The organism is Methyloversatilis universalis FAM5, assembly GCF_000214035.2.
In the GTDB taxonomy this organism is placed as follows: Bacteria; Pseudomonadota; Gammaproteobacteria; order Burkholderiales; family Rhodocyclaceae; genus Methyloversatilis; species Methyloversatilis universalis.
In genome coordinates, this window is record NZ_AFHG01000059.1 from 381610 (window position 1) to 396109 (window position 14500).

15 protein-coding genes are annotated in these 14500 nt (G+C 67.4%); 5 read left to right on the plus strand and 10 right to left on the minus strand.

Going from position 1 to position 14500, the window contains the following annotated elements:
- The first annotated feature begins 84 nt into the window (after positions 1–84).
- The 3 genes from METUNV1_RS20055 to METUNV1_RS19615 all read left to right on the plus strand — a co-directional run bounded on the left by METUNV1_RS20055 (position 85) and on the right by METUNV1_RS19615 (position 1064).
- Positions 85–336, plus strand: a complete 252-nt coding sequence (locus METUNV1_RS20055; RefSeq protein ID WP_008064851.1) for a phospholipase D-like domain-containing protein — start codon at positions 85–87, stop codon at positions 334–336.
- On the plus strand, positions 285–569 hold the full coding sequence (locus METUNV1_RS20060) for a phospholipase D-like domain-containing protein (RefSeq protein ID WP_008064852.1): 285 nt from the start codon (positions 285–287) through the stop codon (positions 567–569). Before METUNV1_RS20055 ends, METUNV1_RS20060 begins: the two co-directional genes overlap by 52 nt.
- A 168-nt stretch (positions 570–737) precedes the next feature.
- Complete coding sequence (locus METUNV1_RS19615) at positions 738–1064, plus strand: BON domain-containing protein (protein WP_008064853.1); 327 nt, start codon at positions 738–740, stop codon at positions 1062–1064.
- Positions 1065–1115: 51 nt separating this feature from the next.
- Here the strand turns inward: METUNV1_RS19615 and METUNV1_RS19620 are convergent, their stop codons facing one another.
- The 8 genes from METUNV1_RS19620 to METUNV1_RS19655 all read right to left on the minus strand — a co-directional run bounded on the left by METUNV1_RS19620 (position 1116) and on the right by METUNV1_RS19655 (position 11652).
- The gene (locus tag METUNV1_RS19620; protein WP_008064854.1) at positions 1116–2069 is read right to left on the minus strand and encodes an AEC family transporter; all 954 of its coding nucleotides are present in this window, start codon (positions 2067–2069) and stop codon (positions 1116–1118) included.
- The gene (locus tag METUNV1_RS19625) at positions 2066–3367 is read right to left on the minus strand and encodes an MFS transporter (RefSeq protein ID WP_008064855.1); all 1302 of its coding nucleotides are present in this window, start codon (positions 3365–3367) and stop codon (positions 2066–2068) included. The genes METUNV1_RS19620 and METUNV1_RS19625 overlap by 4 nt, the downstream gene beginning before the upstream one ends.
- Positions 3368–3444: 77 nt before the next feature.
- Entirely contained in the window at positions 3445–5397 is a 1953-nt protein-coding gene (locus METUNV1_RS19630) for a TRAP transporter large permease (RefSeq protein WP_008064856.1), read from the minus strand.
- Positions 5394–5999, minus strand: coding sequence for a TRAP transporter small permease subunit (locus METUNV1_RS19635; RefSeq protein ID WP_008064866.1), 606 nt, complete (start codon positions 5997–5999; stop codon positions 5394–5396). Before METUNV1_RS19635 ends, METUNV1_RS19630 begins: the two co-directional genes overlap by 4 nt.
- Positions 6000–6100: 101 nt before the next feature.
- Positions 6101–7228 (minus strand): TRAP transporter substrate-binding protein, encoded by a 1128-nt coding sequence (locus METUNV1_RS19640; protein ID WP_008064868.1) that lies wholly within the window; start codon positions 7226–7228, stop codon positions 6101–6103.
- A 168-nt stretch (positions 7229–7396) separates the two neighbouring features.
- Complete coding sequence (locus tag METUNV1_RS19645) at positions 7397–8746, minus strand: M48 family metalloprotease (RefSeq protein ID WP_242059678.1); 1350 nt, start codon at positions 8744–8746, stop codon at positions 7397–7399.
- Between the two features lie 94 nt (positions 8747–8840).
- A complete protein-coding gene (gene recJ, locus METUNV1_RS19650; protein WP_008064874.1) occupies positions 8841–10532 on the minus strand; it encodes a single-stranded-DNA-specific exonuclease RecJ in 1692 nt (563 codons plus the stop codon).
- A 133-nt stretch (positions 10533–10665) separates the two neighbouring features.
- Entirely contained in the window at positions 10666–11652 is a 987-nt protein-coding gene (locus METUNV1_RS19655) for a hypothetical protein (RefSeq protein ID WP_008064875.1), read from the minus strand.
- A gap of 88 nt (positions 11653–11740) precedes the next feature.
- Between METUNV1_RS19655 and METUNV1_RS19660 the strand changes: the two genes are divergently transcribed.
- Positions 11741–12985, plus strand: a complete 1245-nt coding sequence (locus METUNV1_RS19660) for a lipoprotein-releasing ABC transporter permease subunit (protein ID WP_008064877.1) — start codon at positions 11741–11743, stop codon at positions 12983–12985.
- Positions 12978–13682, plus strand: a complete 705-nt coding sequence (gene lolD, locus METUNV1_RS19665) for a lipoprotein-releasing ABC transporter ATP-binding protein LolD (RefSeq protein WP_008064879.1) — start codon at positions 12978–12980, stop codon at positions 13680–13682. The genes METUNV1_RS19660 and lolD overlap by 8 nt, the downstream gene beginning before the upstream one ends.
- On the opposite strand, the gene METUNV1_RS19670 is transcribed toward lolD, so the two are convergent.
- The gene (locus METUNV1_RS19670; protein WP_008064880.1) at positions 13679–13933 is read right to left on the minus strand and encodes a hypothetical protein; all 255 of its coding nucleotides are present in this window, start codon (positions 13931–13933) and stop codon (positions 13679–13681) included. The genes lolD and METUNV1_RS19670 overlap by 4 nt on opposite strands.
- Positions 13927–14496, minus strand: coding sequence for a DUF2062 domain-containing protein (locus tag METUNV1_RS19675; RefSeq protein WP_008064882.1), 570 nt, complete (start codon positions 14494–14496; stop codon positions 13927–13929). The genes METUNV1_RS19670 and METUNV1_RS19675 overlap by 7 nt, the downstream gene beginning before the upstream one ends.
- Positions 14497–14500: the final 4 nt, after the last annotated feature.

Sequence of the window (14500 nt, forward strand, 5' to 3'; positions counted from 1 at the left end):
CGTGTAGCGCGATGAAGCCGATCCGGCTGCGCGGCGCCGCTGCCGGCGCTGCACGCCCGGACCGCGCCGCTGGCCGCACGCAGCGTGGCGGAGCAGGTCGACATCACCGGTCCGCGCGACCGTCTGGACCCGGCCTATTTCTCGCCGGGTCAGGACAGGGGCGACGCACTGGCCGACGCGGCGCGACGGGGCGTCGATGTGCAGCTGGTGCTGCCCTCGGCCAGCGATTTCCCGCCGGTGCTGCACGCCGGGCGCAGCGACTACCAGAGCTGCTGGATGCCGGCGTGCGCATCCACGAACTGCAGGACGCGTTGCTGCACGCGAAAACCCCGGTGATCGACGGCGTGCTGTCCACGGTGGGATCCAGCAATATGGACTGGCGCAGCTTCGCCGCCAACAACGAAGTCAATGCGGTGGTGTTCGGCGAGGATTTCGGCCGCGAGATGGCGCGCATGTTCGAGCGCGATCTGGCGGCGTCGCAGCTCATCACCGCCGCGGAATGGCGGCAGCGTCCGCTGTGGTCACGGCTTCAGCAGGCGGTTTCCCGCCTGTTCGAACGCTGGTGCTAGGACAGCGTCGTCCTACACGACGGTCAGTCCTTGTCCGACGGGCGGCGCGGGCCGCCCTTCCTAGACTGCAGGCATCGATGCAGCGGAGAGCGGATGGCTTCCCGCGACGCAGTCGATCCCGCGGACCCGTTTCCGCAGGTCCGCCCAACCAGAACAAGGAGTCCCGTCATGCGTTCGAACCTCATGCTTGCCACCGCCTTTTCCGCGCTGGCCGCGCTCACGGTACTGCCCGGCTGCGCAGTCACCCGTGACCAGTCCACGGTGGGTGAATACATCGATGACGCCACGGTCACCGCCTCGGTGAAGGCGAAGTTCATCGAATCGAAGGCGGTGGATGCCGCCGCGATCAGCGTGGAAACCCTCAACGGCGAAGTGATGCTGTCCGGATTCGCCAAGGACGCCACCGAGAAGGCCGAAGCGGAGCGCATCGCGCGCGGCGTCAAGGGCGCGAAGTCGGTGAAGAACGCCATCCAGATCCGCGCGAAGCAGAGCTGAGCGCGCGCGCAGGGCGGGCGGGAGAAGGCTGTCCCGCCCGCCTGACCGGGGTCAGTGGAACAGGCCCAGCGTCATCAGCAGCGGCAGCGACAGCCAGAACAGCAGCGTGCTCCAGCCGATCAGCAGAGCCGATGCGGCGCCATCGATCTTGAAGCGCTCGGCAAGCAGCAGCGAGGTCATGAAGGTAGGCGTCGCGCATTCGATCAGCGAGGCACGCTGCGCCTCGCTCGGCGTGTCGGACACTGCCAGCACCAGTCCCCAGATCAGCAGCGGCGCCACCAGCAGTTTGACCGCGGAAGCGACCAGTATTTCGGTGCGCGGCACCAGCCGGCGCCACGGAATGGTCATGCCGAGCACGAAAATGATGACCGGAATCGCCGCCTGACCGATGAAGCGCGCCGCCTGCACCAGCGGCGGGTAGGCCAGCCCGGTGTATTGCGCCGCCAGTCCGAGTACGAAGGCCCAGATCGGCGGCATCATCAGCACGGTGCGCAGCACGTCCGGCCGTTCGCCTTCGGCGTGCGAACCGAGGCGGGTGGCGATCCATACGCCCAGCGTCCACACGAAGGGCATGGTCATGAACATGTCGTTGAAGATGGCATAGCGCATCGCACCATTGCCGAAGAAGAACTCCAGCACCGGCGCACCGACGTTGAAGGTGTTGCCGAACATGCCGCCCAGCATCAGCGCCGCCCGCGTCGTGTCGTGCAGACCGGCGCCGAGCCGTGTCTTCCACAGCAGCAGATAGAGCAGGGCGCCATTGGCCAGCGTGCCGACACCCACCAGAAAGGGCACGGTGAGCAGGTCCAGGCTGATCGGCGTGCTGGCCGCCACCGCGAACAGGATGGCCGGGTAGAACACGTACAGCACCAGCCGGTTCAGCTGTCCGCGCAGCAGGTCCGCGTCGGGTCCTTCGCCCATTCGGGCCGCCCACCATCCGCCGGCGGCCACCAGCAGCGACAGTGGCAGCATCACCTGCACCATCAGTCCGATCAGCGCGTTCATGCGTGTGGCTCCGTCAGGTTGCGAGCGCGGGTTTCACGCACGAAACAGGCCGCGATGAAGCCGACCAGCGCGGCCACGGCCAGCACCTTCAGACCGTCTGTCACTGCACCCGCGGTGGCTGCAGCGACCGACGGCGAATTGCGTTCGATCACCCAGCCCACCAGCGGCTGCAGCAGCGCCGCGCCGAGGAAGCAGCCGGCGTTCACCAGGCTGGTGGCCATGCCGGACAGCGCCGGCGGATTCACTTCCTTGGCGCAGGCCCAGGTGAGCGAGAAGGCCGCGGCTGACAGGCCGATCAGTGCGCAGACGCCATAGGTGACCGCTGGAGGCAGCGGTGCTTCGGCCAGGACGAAAGGCAGCCAGCTCGCCACATAGACCGCGGCATAGCTCAGCATGACTGCCTTGCGCCGGCGAAGATGATCGGACAGCCGGCCGATGAACAGGCAGCTGCAGGCGAACACCACCAGCATGAGCGTGGTGTGCTGGGCCGCCACCGAACGCGTCATGTCGTGGGCTGCCATCAGATAGGGCACGCCCCACAGCCCGCCGAAGGAGAACAGGCTGCCGGCGATGCCGGCATTGACGAACAGGCCGGGCCAGCTGGCCGGATTGGCGGCCACCCGCCTGAGGCCGCTGCGCCAGTCGCCGACCGGCAGCGGCGGATGGGCCGGCTTGCCGTCCAGTTCGCGCAGGGTGGGCAGACCAGCGTCTTCCGGCCGGTCGCGCACCCGCAGCCAGGTAAACAGCGCCAGCAGCATGGACAGCAGACCGAGCGCCACGAACACCGTGCGCCAGGACACCAGCGTGACCAGCCAGGCCAGCGGCAGCGCAGCGCTGGCCGCTCCGAGATTGCCGATGAACATGGTCACGCCATTCAGCGTCGCGAAGCGGTTTTCCGGAAACCAGGCGGCATTGATCTTGAGCAGCGCGATGAAGGGGAAGGACACGCCCAGCCCGACCAGGGTACGGCCGATCACCGCCACTCCGAGGCTGTCGGCCTGCGCAAACACGATGGAGCCGATGCCGGCCACAACGCCCCCGAGCGCCACGATGCGGCGCGGCCCCAGCGTGTCGGCGAGCACCCCGGTCGGGATCTGCATCACCATGTAGATCCAGAAATAGGTCGACGCCAGCGCGCCCAGCGAGGTGGGCCCGACGTTGAAGTCACGCGCCAGTTCGGTGGCGATGGCGGCAGGGGCGGTACGGTGGAAGAACACCAGCACATACGCGGCCGCGAGCAGGAAGAAGGCGGTCCAGCGCAGCCGGATCAGAAGTCGGGTCTGTTCTGGGGAAAGCATCGATACGATTCTACGCGGCGGCACAAAAAAACTGCGGCGCCGGAGCGCCGCAGTCGGGGACATCTGTACCGCTGGACTCAGTTGTACAGATAGTTGGGCAGCCACATGCCGATGCCCGGGAACATGTAGAGCAGGATCAGCGCGATCACCTGTATGCCCATGAAGGGCATCATGCCGGCGAAGATCTGGTTCAGCGTCACGTGCGGCGGTGCCACGCCCTTCAGGTAGAAGGCCGACATCGCCACCGGCGGCGACAGGAAGGCGGTCTGCAGATTCAGCGCCACCAGCAGGCCGAAGAACAGCGGATCGATGTTGAAGTGCGCCAGCAGCGGAATGAAGATCGGCATGAAGATGACGATGATTTCGGTCCACTCCAGGGGCCAGCCCAGCACGAAGATGATGAACTGCGCCAGGATCATGAACTGGATCGGCGTCAGATCCATCGACAGCACGAACTTCTCCACCAGTTCCTGTCCGCCCAGCAGCGCGAACGCCGCCGAGAAGATGGCGCTGCCGACGAACAGCCAGCACACCATGGCCGAGGTCTTGGCAGTCAGAAACACTGACTCCTTGATCACGCTCATGCTGAGCTGGCCGTAGGCCGCGGCCAGCAGCGCGCCGCCGAAGGCGCCGATCGCCGCCGCTTCGGTCGGTGTTGCCAGACCGAACACGATGGTGCCCAGCACCGCCAGGATGAGAATGGCCAGCGGGAAGAAGGACGCCAGCAGCATCTTGAAGATTTCCAGCCGCTCGAAGCTCAGCAGGCCATAGAACACCGCCAGCAGCGCCACGATCACGCCCACCGCAATCCAGAAGCCTTTCGGCGCCGGTGTTGCGTCCGCTTCGGCCGCCGGTGCGGCTGCAGCGGCCGGTTCGGCGGCCGGGGCTGTCGCTTCCGTTGCCGCCGGTGCCGGGCCCGGCGGCTCGGCCAGATCGCCACCTTCCTTCGGCGGTTCCTGCAGCGATCCTTCGGCGGGCGGCTCAGCCAGCCCGCCGTCGTCCGCCGGCGGTTCGGCCAGATCGCTGGTGGACATGCCGCTGTCGAAGGACTCGATGCCGGCCGGCAGTTCCTCGACCGCCTTCGGCGCGGTCAGCGCGCCGTGTATCGACGTGAGCGCGAAGGCGGCGACGATGAGCGGCAGCAGCGCGATGCCCAGCTGGCCCAGCAGCGTGCCGGTGCCGGCGTTGCCGCGCGGGCCTTTCAGCGCGGCCAGCAGCGCCGGCACCGCCTTGTGGCCGTAGCGGCCGGACACTTCCTTCGCCGCGGCCGGCAGTTCGACATGGCGTTCGGACTCGGGCAGCGGCGGCGCCATTTCCGGCTTCAGCTTGGCGACCAGCACCACGTAGAGCATGTACAGACCGGCCAGCATCAGACCCGGGAAGAAGGCGCCCGCGTAGAGCTTCACCACCGATACGCCGGCGGTGGCGCCATACACGATGAGCATGACCGAAGGCGGGATCAGGATGCCCAGGCAGCCGCCGGCGGTGATCACGCCGGCCGACAGCCTTACGTCATAGCCCGAACGCAGCATGGCCGGCAGCGCCAGCAGGCCCATCAGCGTCACTACCGCACCGACGATGCCGGTGGCGGTGGCGAAGATGGCGCAGGTGACCAGCGTGGCCACCGCCAGCGAACCCGGGATGCGGGCCATCGCCAGATGCAGGCTCTTGAACAGCTTCTCGATCAGGTTGGCGCGCTCGACCAGATAGCCCATGAACACGAACAGCGGGATCGAGATCAGCACGTCGTTGGTCATGACCGAGAAGGCGCGCTGCACCATCAGGTCCAGCGTCTGCTGCGTCGCGATGTCCGGGTTCTGCATCCGGTAGGCCAGCCACGAGAACAGCACGCCCATGCCCATCAGCGTGAAAGCGGTCGGAAAGCCGAGCATGATGGCGACCACGACCAGTGCCAGCATGAGCAGGCCGAGATGGCCGCCGGTCCATTCGGACGGCGGCGGCATCAGGATGGCCGTGGCGATGATGATGATCGCCATCAGGCCGAAGCCGAAGCGGAGTTCCTTCTTCATTTCTGGGTGCTCCCGGCTGTGTCGCCCTTGGGCAGGTCGGCGTGCACCATGTGGCGCAGCTTTTCGACATCGACTTCCTCGACGTCCTGGGTGCGGGACGGCCATTCGCCCTGCTTGATGCAGACGATGCAGCGCAGGATTTCCACCACGCCCTGAAGCATCAGCGCGGCACCGGACAGCGGGATGATGAACTTGAACGGATAGATCGGCGGCCCGTCGGAGGTGACCGACGAGTGTTCGCGGATGGCCAGCGAGTCATTGAAGAAGTCCCACCCGGCCCAGCACAGCGCCAGCACGCCGGGAATGAAGAACACGAAATACAGGATGAGGTCGAGAATGGCCTGGGTGCGCGGCTCGAAGAAGCCGTACAGCACGTCGCCGCGCACGTGGCCGGCGGTGGCCAGCGTATAGGCGCCGGCCATCATGAACAGCGTTCCGTACAGCATGTAGGTGGCGTCGAACACCCAGGCGTGCGGCGTGTTCAGCGCGTAGCGCGAGAACACCTCCCAGGTGATGATCAGCGTGAGCACGACGATGGTCCACGCGAATGCGTGACCGACCCAGGTATTGAATCGGTCGACGCCGAGCAGCAGTTTTTGCATGGCGGTCTGCGGACACCTGTCGGTGTCCGTCCTGTTCTGGTGGAGTCAAAAAAGCCGGCGTCCCTTGTGGAGACGCCGGCTCGTTTGCATCAGTGCTGGCTTCAGCCCTTCTTCGAGAAGAAGTGCTCGTAGGCCATGCGGTAATTCACCGTGGTGTCGTTCTGCCACTTCGCGGTGCGCTTCGCGAAAGCGCGCTGCGATTCGAGCACCTTCTTGAACATCGGGTTCTCGGCAGCCTTCTTGTCGGTCACCTTGTCCCAGGCGGCGAGCTGCGCCTTCAGGATGGCATCCGGCGTCTTGTAGAACTTCACGCCCTGCTTTTCCTGCATTTCCTGGTAGGCGGTGGAGTAGCGATCGATCGCCTTCCACGACATTTCGGCCGAGGCGCCCGGCACCGCGTTGCGGATGATGGCGCGCAGGTCGGCCGGCAGCGAGTCGAGGCGCTTCTTGTTGAACAGGATTTCGAACTGTTCCGACGCCTGATGGAAGCTCTGCAGCATGCACACCTTGGACACGTCCGGGAAGCCCAGAACCTGGTCGGAGGCAGCATTGTTGAATTCGGCCGCGTCGAGCAGGCCGCGGTCCATGGCCGGCACGATTTCGCCGCCGGGCAGCGCATTGACCGATACGCCCAGTTCGGTAAACACGTCGATCGACAGGCCGACCGTACGGTACTTCAGGCCCTTCATGTCCTCGGCCTTGGTGACCGGCTTCTTGAACCAGCCCAGCGGCTGGGTCGGCATCGGGCCGTACATGTAGGACACGACGTCCATGTTCAGGCTCTTGTAGATCTCTTCCAGCAGCGCCTTGCCGCCGCCGAATTCGTGCCAGGCCAGCAGCATGTTGGCGTCCATGCCGAAAGCCGGGCCGGAGCCCCACAGCGCCAGCGCCGAGTTCTTGCCGTACCAGTAGGCGATCACGCCGTGGCCGCCGTCGAGCGTGCCCTTGTTGACCGCGTCCAGCAGGTCGAAGGCCTTCACCACCGAACCGGCGGGCAGCACGTCGATCTTCAGCCGGCCGCCGGACATGTCATTGACCAGCTTGGCGTAGTCCTGCGCGAACTCGTGGAAGATGTCCTTCGCCGGCCAGGTGGACTGGAAGCGCAGGGTGATCGGAGACTGTGCGACGGAAATGCTGGGGAAGGCGATGGCCGCGGTACCGGCAGCGGTGCCTGCAGCCTTGGCCAGGAACTTGCGACGGGCCGACTGCGTATTGTTCTGGTCAGACATGGATGTAAGCCTCCTCGTGGTGGTGGATGCTTTGCACAGCCGGGTACGGACGGTTGCCCGTATCCGGCACGGCGCGAAGCATAGCGATGCTAACCTTGCCCGCAGTCCGCCACAATCCGCAGTGCAGCGTGACGGATGGATAAGGGAAGGCCTTTTTACGTCAGCGGTTTACTTCACCATGCCCCAGGCCTGAAGACGCTGGAAGGCGAACTGCGCCTGGGCGTCCTTCTGACCGCTGCGGATGTAGGCGGCATAGTGCTGGCTGGCGGCCCGCTTGTCCTGCATGGTTTCGTAGGCCACCCCCTTCAGGAACAGCGTGGTGGCGTTGCCCGGCAGCACCTGGTCGTAGGCGTTGAAGGCGGCCAGCGCCTCCGGTCCGCGGCCCAGCGCCAGTTTCGATACGCCGCGCTGATAGATCGCCTGCCCTTCGCCCGGATAGATTTCGCTGGCGCGCGAGAAATGCCGGTCCGCGTTCGCGTATTCCTTCTGCGCCAGCAGACACTTGCCCATCAGCACATTGCCGCAGTAGTCGTCCGGTGCCACCTTCAGTGCCTTGTCGAAGCGGCTTTCGGCCTCGTCCAGCGACTTCTTCGCCATCAGCGATTCGCCTTCCTGCTGCGCCTTGATCGCCGGGGCGAGCCGGCGCAGGCTGGCGGTGTGGTCCATGTAACGCTCGCGTGACAGCGCCTTGCCGCGATAGCTGCCATAGGCATCGGTGGCTTCGCGCTGCGCGGTGTCGTAGCGCTCGTCCGACATCGGGTGCGACGAGAACATGGTCTGCAGCAGGCTGGGCTTTTCCTTGTGCTGGCTGCGCAGCATGTCCATCAGGTTCACCATGCCGTCCGGGTTGTAGCCGGCGCGCGTCATGTAGTCGAGGCCCAGCGCGTCGGCCTGCCGTTCGTCGTTGCGCGAATAGCCGGCCAGCAGCGCGCTGGCGCCGACCTGGCTGGCGATGTTGGCGAGCGGTGCTGCACCGCGGTAGTCCGACATCGCGACCGCGACGTTCACCGCCATCGCGCCGGCCTGGGCAATCATGCCGCGGCCGGCCTGCTTGGCGCTGTGACGCGCATTGACGTGGCCGGTTTCGTGGCCCAGCAGCGCGGCCAGCTCGTCCTCGCTGTCCATGTCCAGCAGGATGCCCCGGGTACAGGCCATGCTGCCGCCGGGGAAGGTGTAGGCGTTGATGTAGTTGGCGTTCACGACGCGCGCGTTGTAGGGCACGTCCGGCCGGTGGGTGTTCTTCGCCAGCGAACGCTCGACCTCGTTTACATAGCGGTTCAGCTCCGGGTCCTGCACCGCGCCGTAGTCGGCCGAGAACTGCTGGGGCGAGTGCTTGCGGTCGATGCCGAGCTCGTCCTGCTCCGACATGCCGACCAGCACCTGCTGACCGGTGATCGGGTCGGTGGCGCAGCCGGTCAGCTGAGGCAGCGTGACGGCGGCACCGGCGATGCCGGACAGCCACAGAAAGTCGCGGCGGGTCATTTCGCGGCGGAAGAAGCGGTCGTGTGACATGGTCATCGTCCTTCGTTGGAATCGTCAGCGATAACGCCGGGCACACCGTCGCCGCTGACAGGGCGTCGTCCGGTGCGGGTATGTGGCGCCCGGGCCTGCGTCAGGCCGGTTCGGCGTGTTCCACCATCAGCTGTATGCGCCTGACACCCTGGTATTCATTGATGTCCAGCCGGTAGGCGGCGTTCACGCAGGGCGGCAGCGGTTCGGCGCGGTTGAACCAGATGGCGTCGAACACGCTGCCGTCCTTCGCGAGCGACAGTTTCAGGTGCTTGTCCTTCAGCAGGCGCTGGTTGCGCACTTCGAAACGGTCGGCGAACACCGGCGGCGGGAAGCCCTGACCCCAGGTTTCCGCCTCGATCAGTATCGCGGCGTGCAGGTTCATCAGCGACGCTTCCAGCGCACCGTCGGTCTCTATGGTGCGGGTCAGCGCCGAAGGTTCCACCATGTCGGCCACCGCCTGTTCGAAGGTGTCGCGGAAGCGTTCGAAATCGTGCTCGCGTACGGTCAGGCCGGCGGCCATCGCGTGGCCACCGAAGCGGAGGATGAGGCCGGGTTCGCGCTTGGACACCAGGTCGAGCGCGTCGCGCAGGTGCAGGCCGGGGATCGAGCGGCCGGAGCCCTTGATCTCACCCTCGTTGCCGCGCGCGAAGGCGATGGTCGGCCGGTGCGCGCGCTCCTTGATGCGCGAGGCCACGATGCCGATCACGCCCTGGTGCCAGTCCGGATGGAACAGCGCCAGCGACTTCGATTCACCGATGTCTATCGTCGCCAGCTGCGCTTCCGCCTCCTCCTGCATGCCCTGTTCGATCTCGCGCCGCTCGCGGTTCATCGCGTCGAGCTGCTGCGCCAGCGACAGCGCACGCGCGAAGTCGTCGGTGATCAGGCATTCGATGCCGAGCGACATGTCGGACAGCCGGCCGGCGGCATTGAGCCGCGGGCCGATGGCGAAGCCGAGGTCGAAGGAGGTGGCGCGGGCCGGTTCGCGGCCGGCGGCGGCGAACAGCGCGCGCAGGCCGGGCGTGAGCTTGCCGGAGCGGATGCGCTGCATGCCCTGGGTGACCAGCACCCGGTTGTTGTGGTCCAGCTTCACCACGTCGGCCACGGTGCCGAGCGCCACCAGGTCGAGCAGGCTGCCCAGATTCGGTTCCTCGCGTCCGGCGAAAGCGCCGCGCCGGCGCAGCTCCGCGCGCAGCGTCAGCATCACGTAGAACATGACGCCGCAGCCGGCGATGGACTTGCTGGTGAAGCCGCAGCCCGGCTGGTTCGGATTGACGATCACGTCGGCCCGCGGCAGTTCGTCACCCGGCAGGTGGTGGTCGGTCACCAGCACCGATATGCCCAGTTCGTTGGCGCGCGCCACGCCCTCGACGCTGGCGATGCCGTTGTCCACGGTGATGATGATGTCCGGCTCGGCGTGCGCTGCGAGATCGACGATTTCCGGAGTCAGGCCGTAGCCGTACTCGAAGCGGTTCGGCACCAGATAGCTCACGTTGGCGCCCATCGCGCGCAGCGCGCGGATGCCGATTGCGCAGGCGGTGGCGCCGTCGCAGTCGTAGTCGGCCACGATGAGCAAGCGGGCGTCGGCCTCGATCGCGTCCGCCAGCATCTGCGCCGCGTCGTTGGCGCCGGTCAGCGTGTCCGGCGGCAGCAGTGCCTTCAGCGAATAGTCGATCTGGCTGCGTTCCTGCACGCCGCGCGAGGCATACAGCCGCGCCAGCAGCGGATGCACGCCCTGCTGTTCGAGCAGCGCGTAGCTGCGGGGCGGGATCGGGCGGTGGACGATGCGGGTCATGGGGGCAGACTCAAGACTCAAGATTCAAGGGGCGAGGGCGGCGGGTTCTGCGGGGGCGGCGTTTCCGCCGCGATACCGGGCGCCAGTCTTGATGATGGCCCAATCTTGGCGGGGCGCCGCACCCTCATGCGCATCAGCTCGCCAGCGGCACGGCGCGGCGCCAGAATTTCCACAGGTCGCGCCTTTCGGTGGTGCAGGCGAGGACGCCTTCGTCACCGCTCAGCGTGACGGTGACCGACTGCACGTCGCCGCGCTTCAGCGCCTGCAGCGCCGGCACGATCCAGTCGCGCTCCAGCGCCTGCACCGCCTGCAGCCAGCCTTCGGCATCCAGGTAGAGGGCCGGGGGCAGTGCGTCCTGCAGCAGCACCAGATTGCCTTCCTGCAGCGCGATGTCGCGGCGCTCCGGCAGCGGCGCGGCGCGCACGCCGGCCGCGTGGGCCAGGCCGTGCGCCAGCGCATCGTCCGCCCACAGCTGCATGCAGGGCAGGGCGGCCTGCACCGGCAGCGTACCGGCGCCCCAGAACCACAGCGTATTCAGCGTCGGCCGGCCGGCTTCTTCGCGCGCGGCGTTGACCGGATGGACGTGGAACAGCATCTGGGTTTCGTTCATCCACTGGCGCAGCCGGGCGCCGTCGCGCCCGCCCGGCATGGACACGTCGATCTTGCGCCCCATGGCGGCGCCCGGCGGCACGGTATCGACCGACAGCGGTTCCAGCAGCGCCAGATGACCGTGCCCGCCAGCCGGCAGGTGCAGCCAGCCGACATTGGCGAAATGCGCGTTCCAGGCAGCGGCGAGCGCGGCCGCCTCGTCTGCGTCCGGACGTACGTCCGGACGGTCGGTCAGCATGAGCGCGTCGCGCGCGAAGCGCAGGTGGGCCACGTCCGCCGCCAGCCAGCACCGGCTGTCCACCGGTTCGCCGCAGCCGGCACGGCGCAGCGCGCCCAGCGGCGCGTCCGGTTTCAGGCCGAACAGGCCGGCCAGCAGGTGTTCGGGCGCCGCGGCCGGGCGGCGGCTCCGTATGCCGCGCCCGAGCAGCAGCGACAGCGCAGGCGTGGCGGGCGGGGGCAGCGGTGAGGTGGAGGGCCAGAGCAGCCCGGGCAGGACCAGATGCAGTGACATGCGTGAAGTGTACCTGCGTTGCGTTGCGGCGGTGCTGTCGGCGCAATCCTGCATGCGCGGGCGGGCGCTCCGGTACCATGCCGACCCCATGAACTACGAAATCCTGCTCGGCCTGCGCTATGTGCGGGCGAAACGGCGCAACGGCTTCATTTCCTTCATTTCCCTCATTTCCACGCTCGGTCTGGCGCTGGGCGTGGCGGCGCTGATCACCGTGCTGTCGGTGATGAACGGTTTCCAGAAGGAGTTGCGTACCCGCATCCTGGGCGTTGCGTCCCACATCCAGGTGACCGGCTACGACAACGAACTGGGCGACTGGCAGCAGGTGGCGGATGCCGCGCTGAAGAATCCGGACGTGAAGGCGGCCGCGCCCTACATCAGCGAACAGGCCATGCTGTCCTTCGACCAGACGGTGCGCGGTGCCATGGTGCGCGGCGTGCTGCCGGCGGCCGAGGACGGCGTGGCCGCCTTCAGCCAGCACATGCGCGCCGGACGGCTGGCCGACCTGCAGCCGGGCGGCTTCAACATCGTGCTTGGCATCGAACTGGCGCGCGCGCTGCAGGTGCGGGTGGGCGACAAGGTGACGCTGATCGCGCCGCAGGGTCTGGTGACGCCGGCCGCGGTGCTGCCCCGTCTGAAGCAGTTCACGGTGGTGGGCGTGTTCGAGGCCGGGCATTTCGAATACGACGCCAGCCTCGCGCTCATCCACATGCAGGACGCCCAGGCGCTGTACCGGATGGAGGACCGCGTGTCCGGCGTGCGGCTCAAGGTGGCCGACCTGTTCGAGGCGCCGCGGGTGGCGCGTGCGCTGCATGAGCAGTTCGCCGGGCAGGAACTGCTGGTCGGCGACTGGACCCGCCAGCACGCCAACTTCTTTCGCGCCATCGCGATCGAGAAGAACATGATGTTCATCATCCTGTCGCTCATCGTCGCGGTGGCCGCCTTCAACATCGTGTCCATGCTCATCATGGTGGTGACCGACAAGCAGGCGGACATCGCCATCCTGCGCACGCTGGGCGCCAGCCCTGCGTCGATGATGGCGGTGTTCGTGGTGCAGGGTGCCCTCATCGGCGGCTTCGGCCTGCTGCTCGGCGTGGCCGGCGGCGTGCTGCTGGCCGGCAATCTCGACGTGGTGGTGCCGGCCATCGAAAAGATCGCCGGCGTGTCGCTGTGGTCGTCCGAGGTGTACTTCATTCCCGAACTGCCATCGGAAATCCTGTGGTCCGACGTGATCACCGTAACAGTGATCGGTGGCGTGCTGACGCTGGCGGCCACGCTCTACCCGAGCTGGCGCGCGTCGCGCGTGCAGCCGGCGGAGGCGCTGCGCTATGAGTGAAATCACGCTCGACAACATCGCGCCCGACAACGTCGTATTGAGCTGCAGCGGCCTGACCAAGGTGTTCCACCAGGGCAAGGTGGAGGTGCCGGTGCTGGCCGGCGTCGATCTGCAGGTGGCCCGCGGCGAGCGGGTGGCCATCGTTGGCGCCAGCGGCTCGGGGAAAAGCACGCTGCTGCATCTGCTCGGCGGGCTGGACGTGCCGAGTGCCGGCCGCGTGGCGCTGCAGGGGCAGGACTATTCCTCGCTCGGCGAGGCGGCGCGGGGCGCGCTGCGCAACCGCGCGCTGGGCTTCGTCTACCAGTTCCACCACCTGCTGGCGGAGTTTTCGGCGCTGGACAATGTAGCGATGCCGCTGATGATCCGCCGCCAGACCCGTGCGCAGGCGCGCGAGGCGGCGGCGGCCATGCTGTCCGAAGTCGGTCTGGCGCACCGGGTGGAACACCAGCCGGGCGAACTGTCCGGCGGCGAGCGCCAGCGGGTGGCGATCGCCCGTGCGCTGGTCACCCAGCCGGCCTGCGTGCTGGCCGACGAACCGACCGGCAATCTGGACAGCCGCACCGCCGGCGCGGTGTTCGACCTGATGCTGGAATTGAGCCGCTCGCGTGGCACCAGCTTCGTCATCGTCACCCACGACGAGCGGCTGGCTGCGCGCACCGACCGCACGGTCCGGCTGGTGGACGGACGGCTGGGCTAGCCGCTGGCCTCATTCAGCAGCGCGGCCCGCACCTCCGGCGTGCAGCAGGCGGCGAGGCGGGCGTCCAGCGCGGTGCGGAAGGTCGCGCTGCACTGGCCGGCGTGCGCGATCCTTATCTGCATGTGCAGCTCGTCGAGCATGGCCCATTCCTCGTCGCTGATCAGCGCGCGCGTGTCCGGCGCGCGCCGGGTGCGGTCGTCGAGGTCGCCGTTGAAACGGCGGTAGATGTCCAGCTTGTCCCGGGTCAGCATGACCGGGTTTTCCGCGACTCGGCCCGGCGCTGCCAGGCGCGCACCAGGTGCCAGCGCCACAGCCCGAGCACCGTCACATAGCCGAGGGCCGCCAGCGTGAGCGCGAGCAGCGGCAGGCCGATCAGCAGCGGTTCGCCCAGCGCCATGAACCAGGTCACCAGCGCGTCCATCCAGTCGGCGAAGCCGGCGTCGTCCGGAATCTGCGGTGCGCTGAAACGCGCGCCGGCCGGCAGCGTCATGCCCAGCAGCGGCATCACCGCCCGGCCGTAGGCCCAGGCCACCGCATACAGCGGCACGATGGTGAGCGGATTGGTATAGAAGGTGACCAGCATGGCCAGCGGCAGGTTCACCCGCAGCAGCACCGACAGCAGTGCCGCGCCCAGCATCTGCAGCGGCCCCGGTATCAGCCCCGAAAACAGCCCGACCGCCACGCCGCCGGCACAGCTGTGCCGGTTCAGCCGCCACAGCCGCGGATGTCCCAGGCTGTCGGCGAACGGGGCCAGCCAGCGGTTGCGGCGCAGGCTGTCGCTGTCGGGAAGGTAGCTGCGTATCAGTTTTCTCATGCGG

What these genes read in the sequence shown, in the direction of transcription:
- METUNV1_RS19615 (WP_008064853.1), top strand. Translation starts at nt 738, where the DNA reads ATGCGTTCGAACCTCATGCTTGCCACCGCCTTTTCCGCGCTGGCCGCG.
- METUNV1_RS19620 (WP_008064854.1), bottom strand. Translation starts at nt 2,069, where the DNA reads ATGAACGCGCTGATCGGACTGATGGTGCAGGTGATGCTGCCACTGTCG.
- METUNV1_RS19625 (WP_008064855.1), bottom strand. Translation starts at nt 3,367, where the DNA reads ATGCTTTCCCCAGAACAGACCCGACTTCTGATCCGGCTGCGCTGGACC.
- METUNV1_RS19630 (WP_008064856.1), bottom strand. Translation starts at nt 5,397, where the DNA reads ATGAAGAAGGAACTCCGCTTCGGCTTCGGCCTGATGGCGATCATCATC.
- METUNV1_RS19635 (WP_008064866.1), bottom strand. Translation starts at nt 5,999, where the DNA reads ATGCAAAAACTGCTGCTCGGCGTCGACCGATTCAATACCTGGGTCGGT.
- METUNV1_RS19640 (WP_008064868.1), bottom strand. Translation starts at nt 7,228, where the DNA reads ATGTCTGACCAGAACAATACGCAGTCGGCCCGTCGCAAGTTCCTGGCC.
- METUNV1_RS19645 (WP_242059678.1), bottom strand. Translation starts at nt 8,746, where the DNA reads ATGACCATGTCACACGACCGCTTCTTCCGCCGCGAAATGACCCGCCGC.
- recJ (WP_008064874.1), bottom strand. Translation starts at nt 10,532, where the DNA reads ATGACCCGCATCGTCCACCGCCCGATCCCGCCCCGCAGCTACGCGCTG.
- METUNV1_RS19655 (WP_008064875.1), bottom strand. Translation starts at nt 11,652, where the DNA reads ATGTCACTGCATCTGGTCCTGCCCGGGCTGCTCTGGCCCTCCACCTCA.
- METUNV1_RS19660 (WP_008064877.1), top strand. Translation starts at nt 11,741, where the DNA reads ATGAACTACGAAATCCTGCTCGGCCTGCGCTATGTGCGGGCGAAACGG.
- lolD (WP_008064879.1), top strand. Translation starts at nt 12,978, where the DNA reads ATGAGTGAAATCACGCTCGACAACATCGCGCCCGACAACGTCGTATTG.
- METUNV1_RS19670 (WP_008064880.1), bottom strand. Translation starts at nt 13,933, where the DNA reads ATGCTGACCCGGGACAAGCTGGACATCTACCGCCGTTTCAACGGCGAC.
- METUNV1_RS19675 (WP_008064882.1), bottom strand. Translation starts at nt 14,496, where the DNA reads ATGAGAAAACTGATACGCAGCTACCTTCCCGACAGCGACAGCCTGCGC.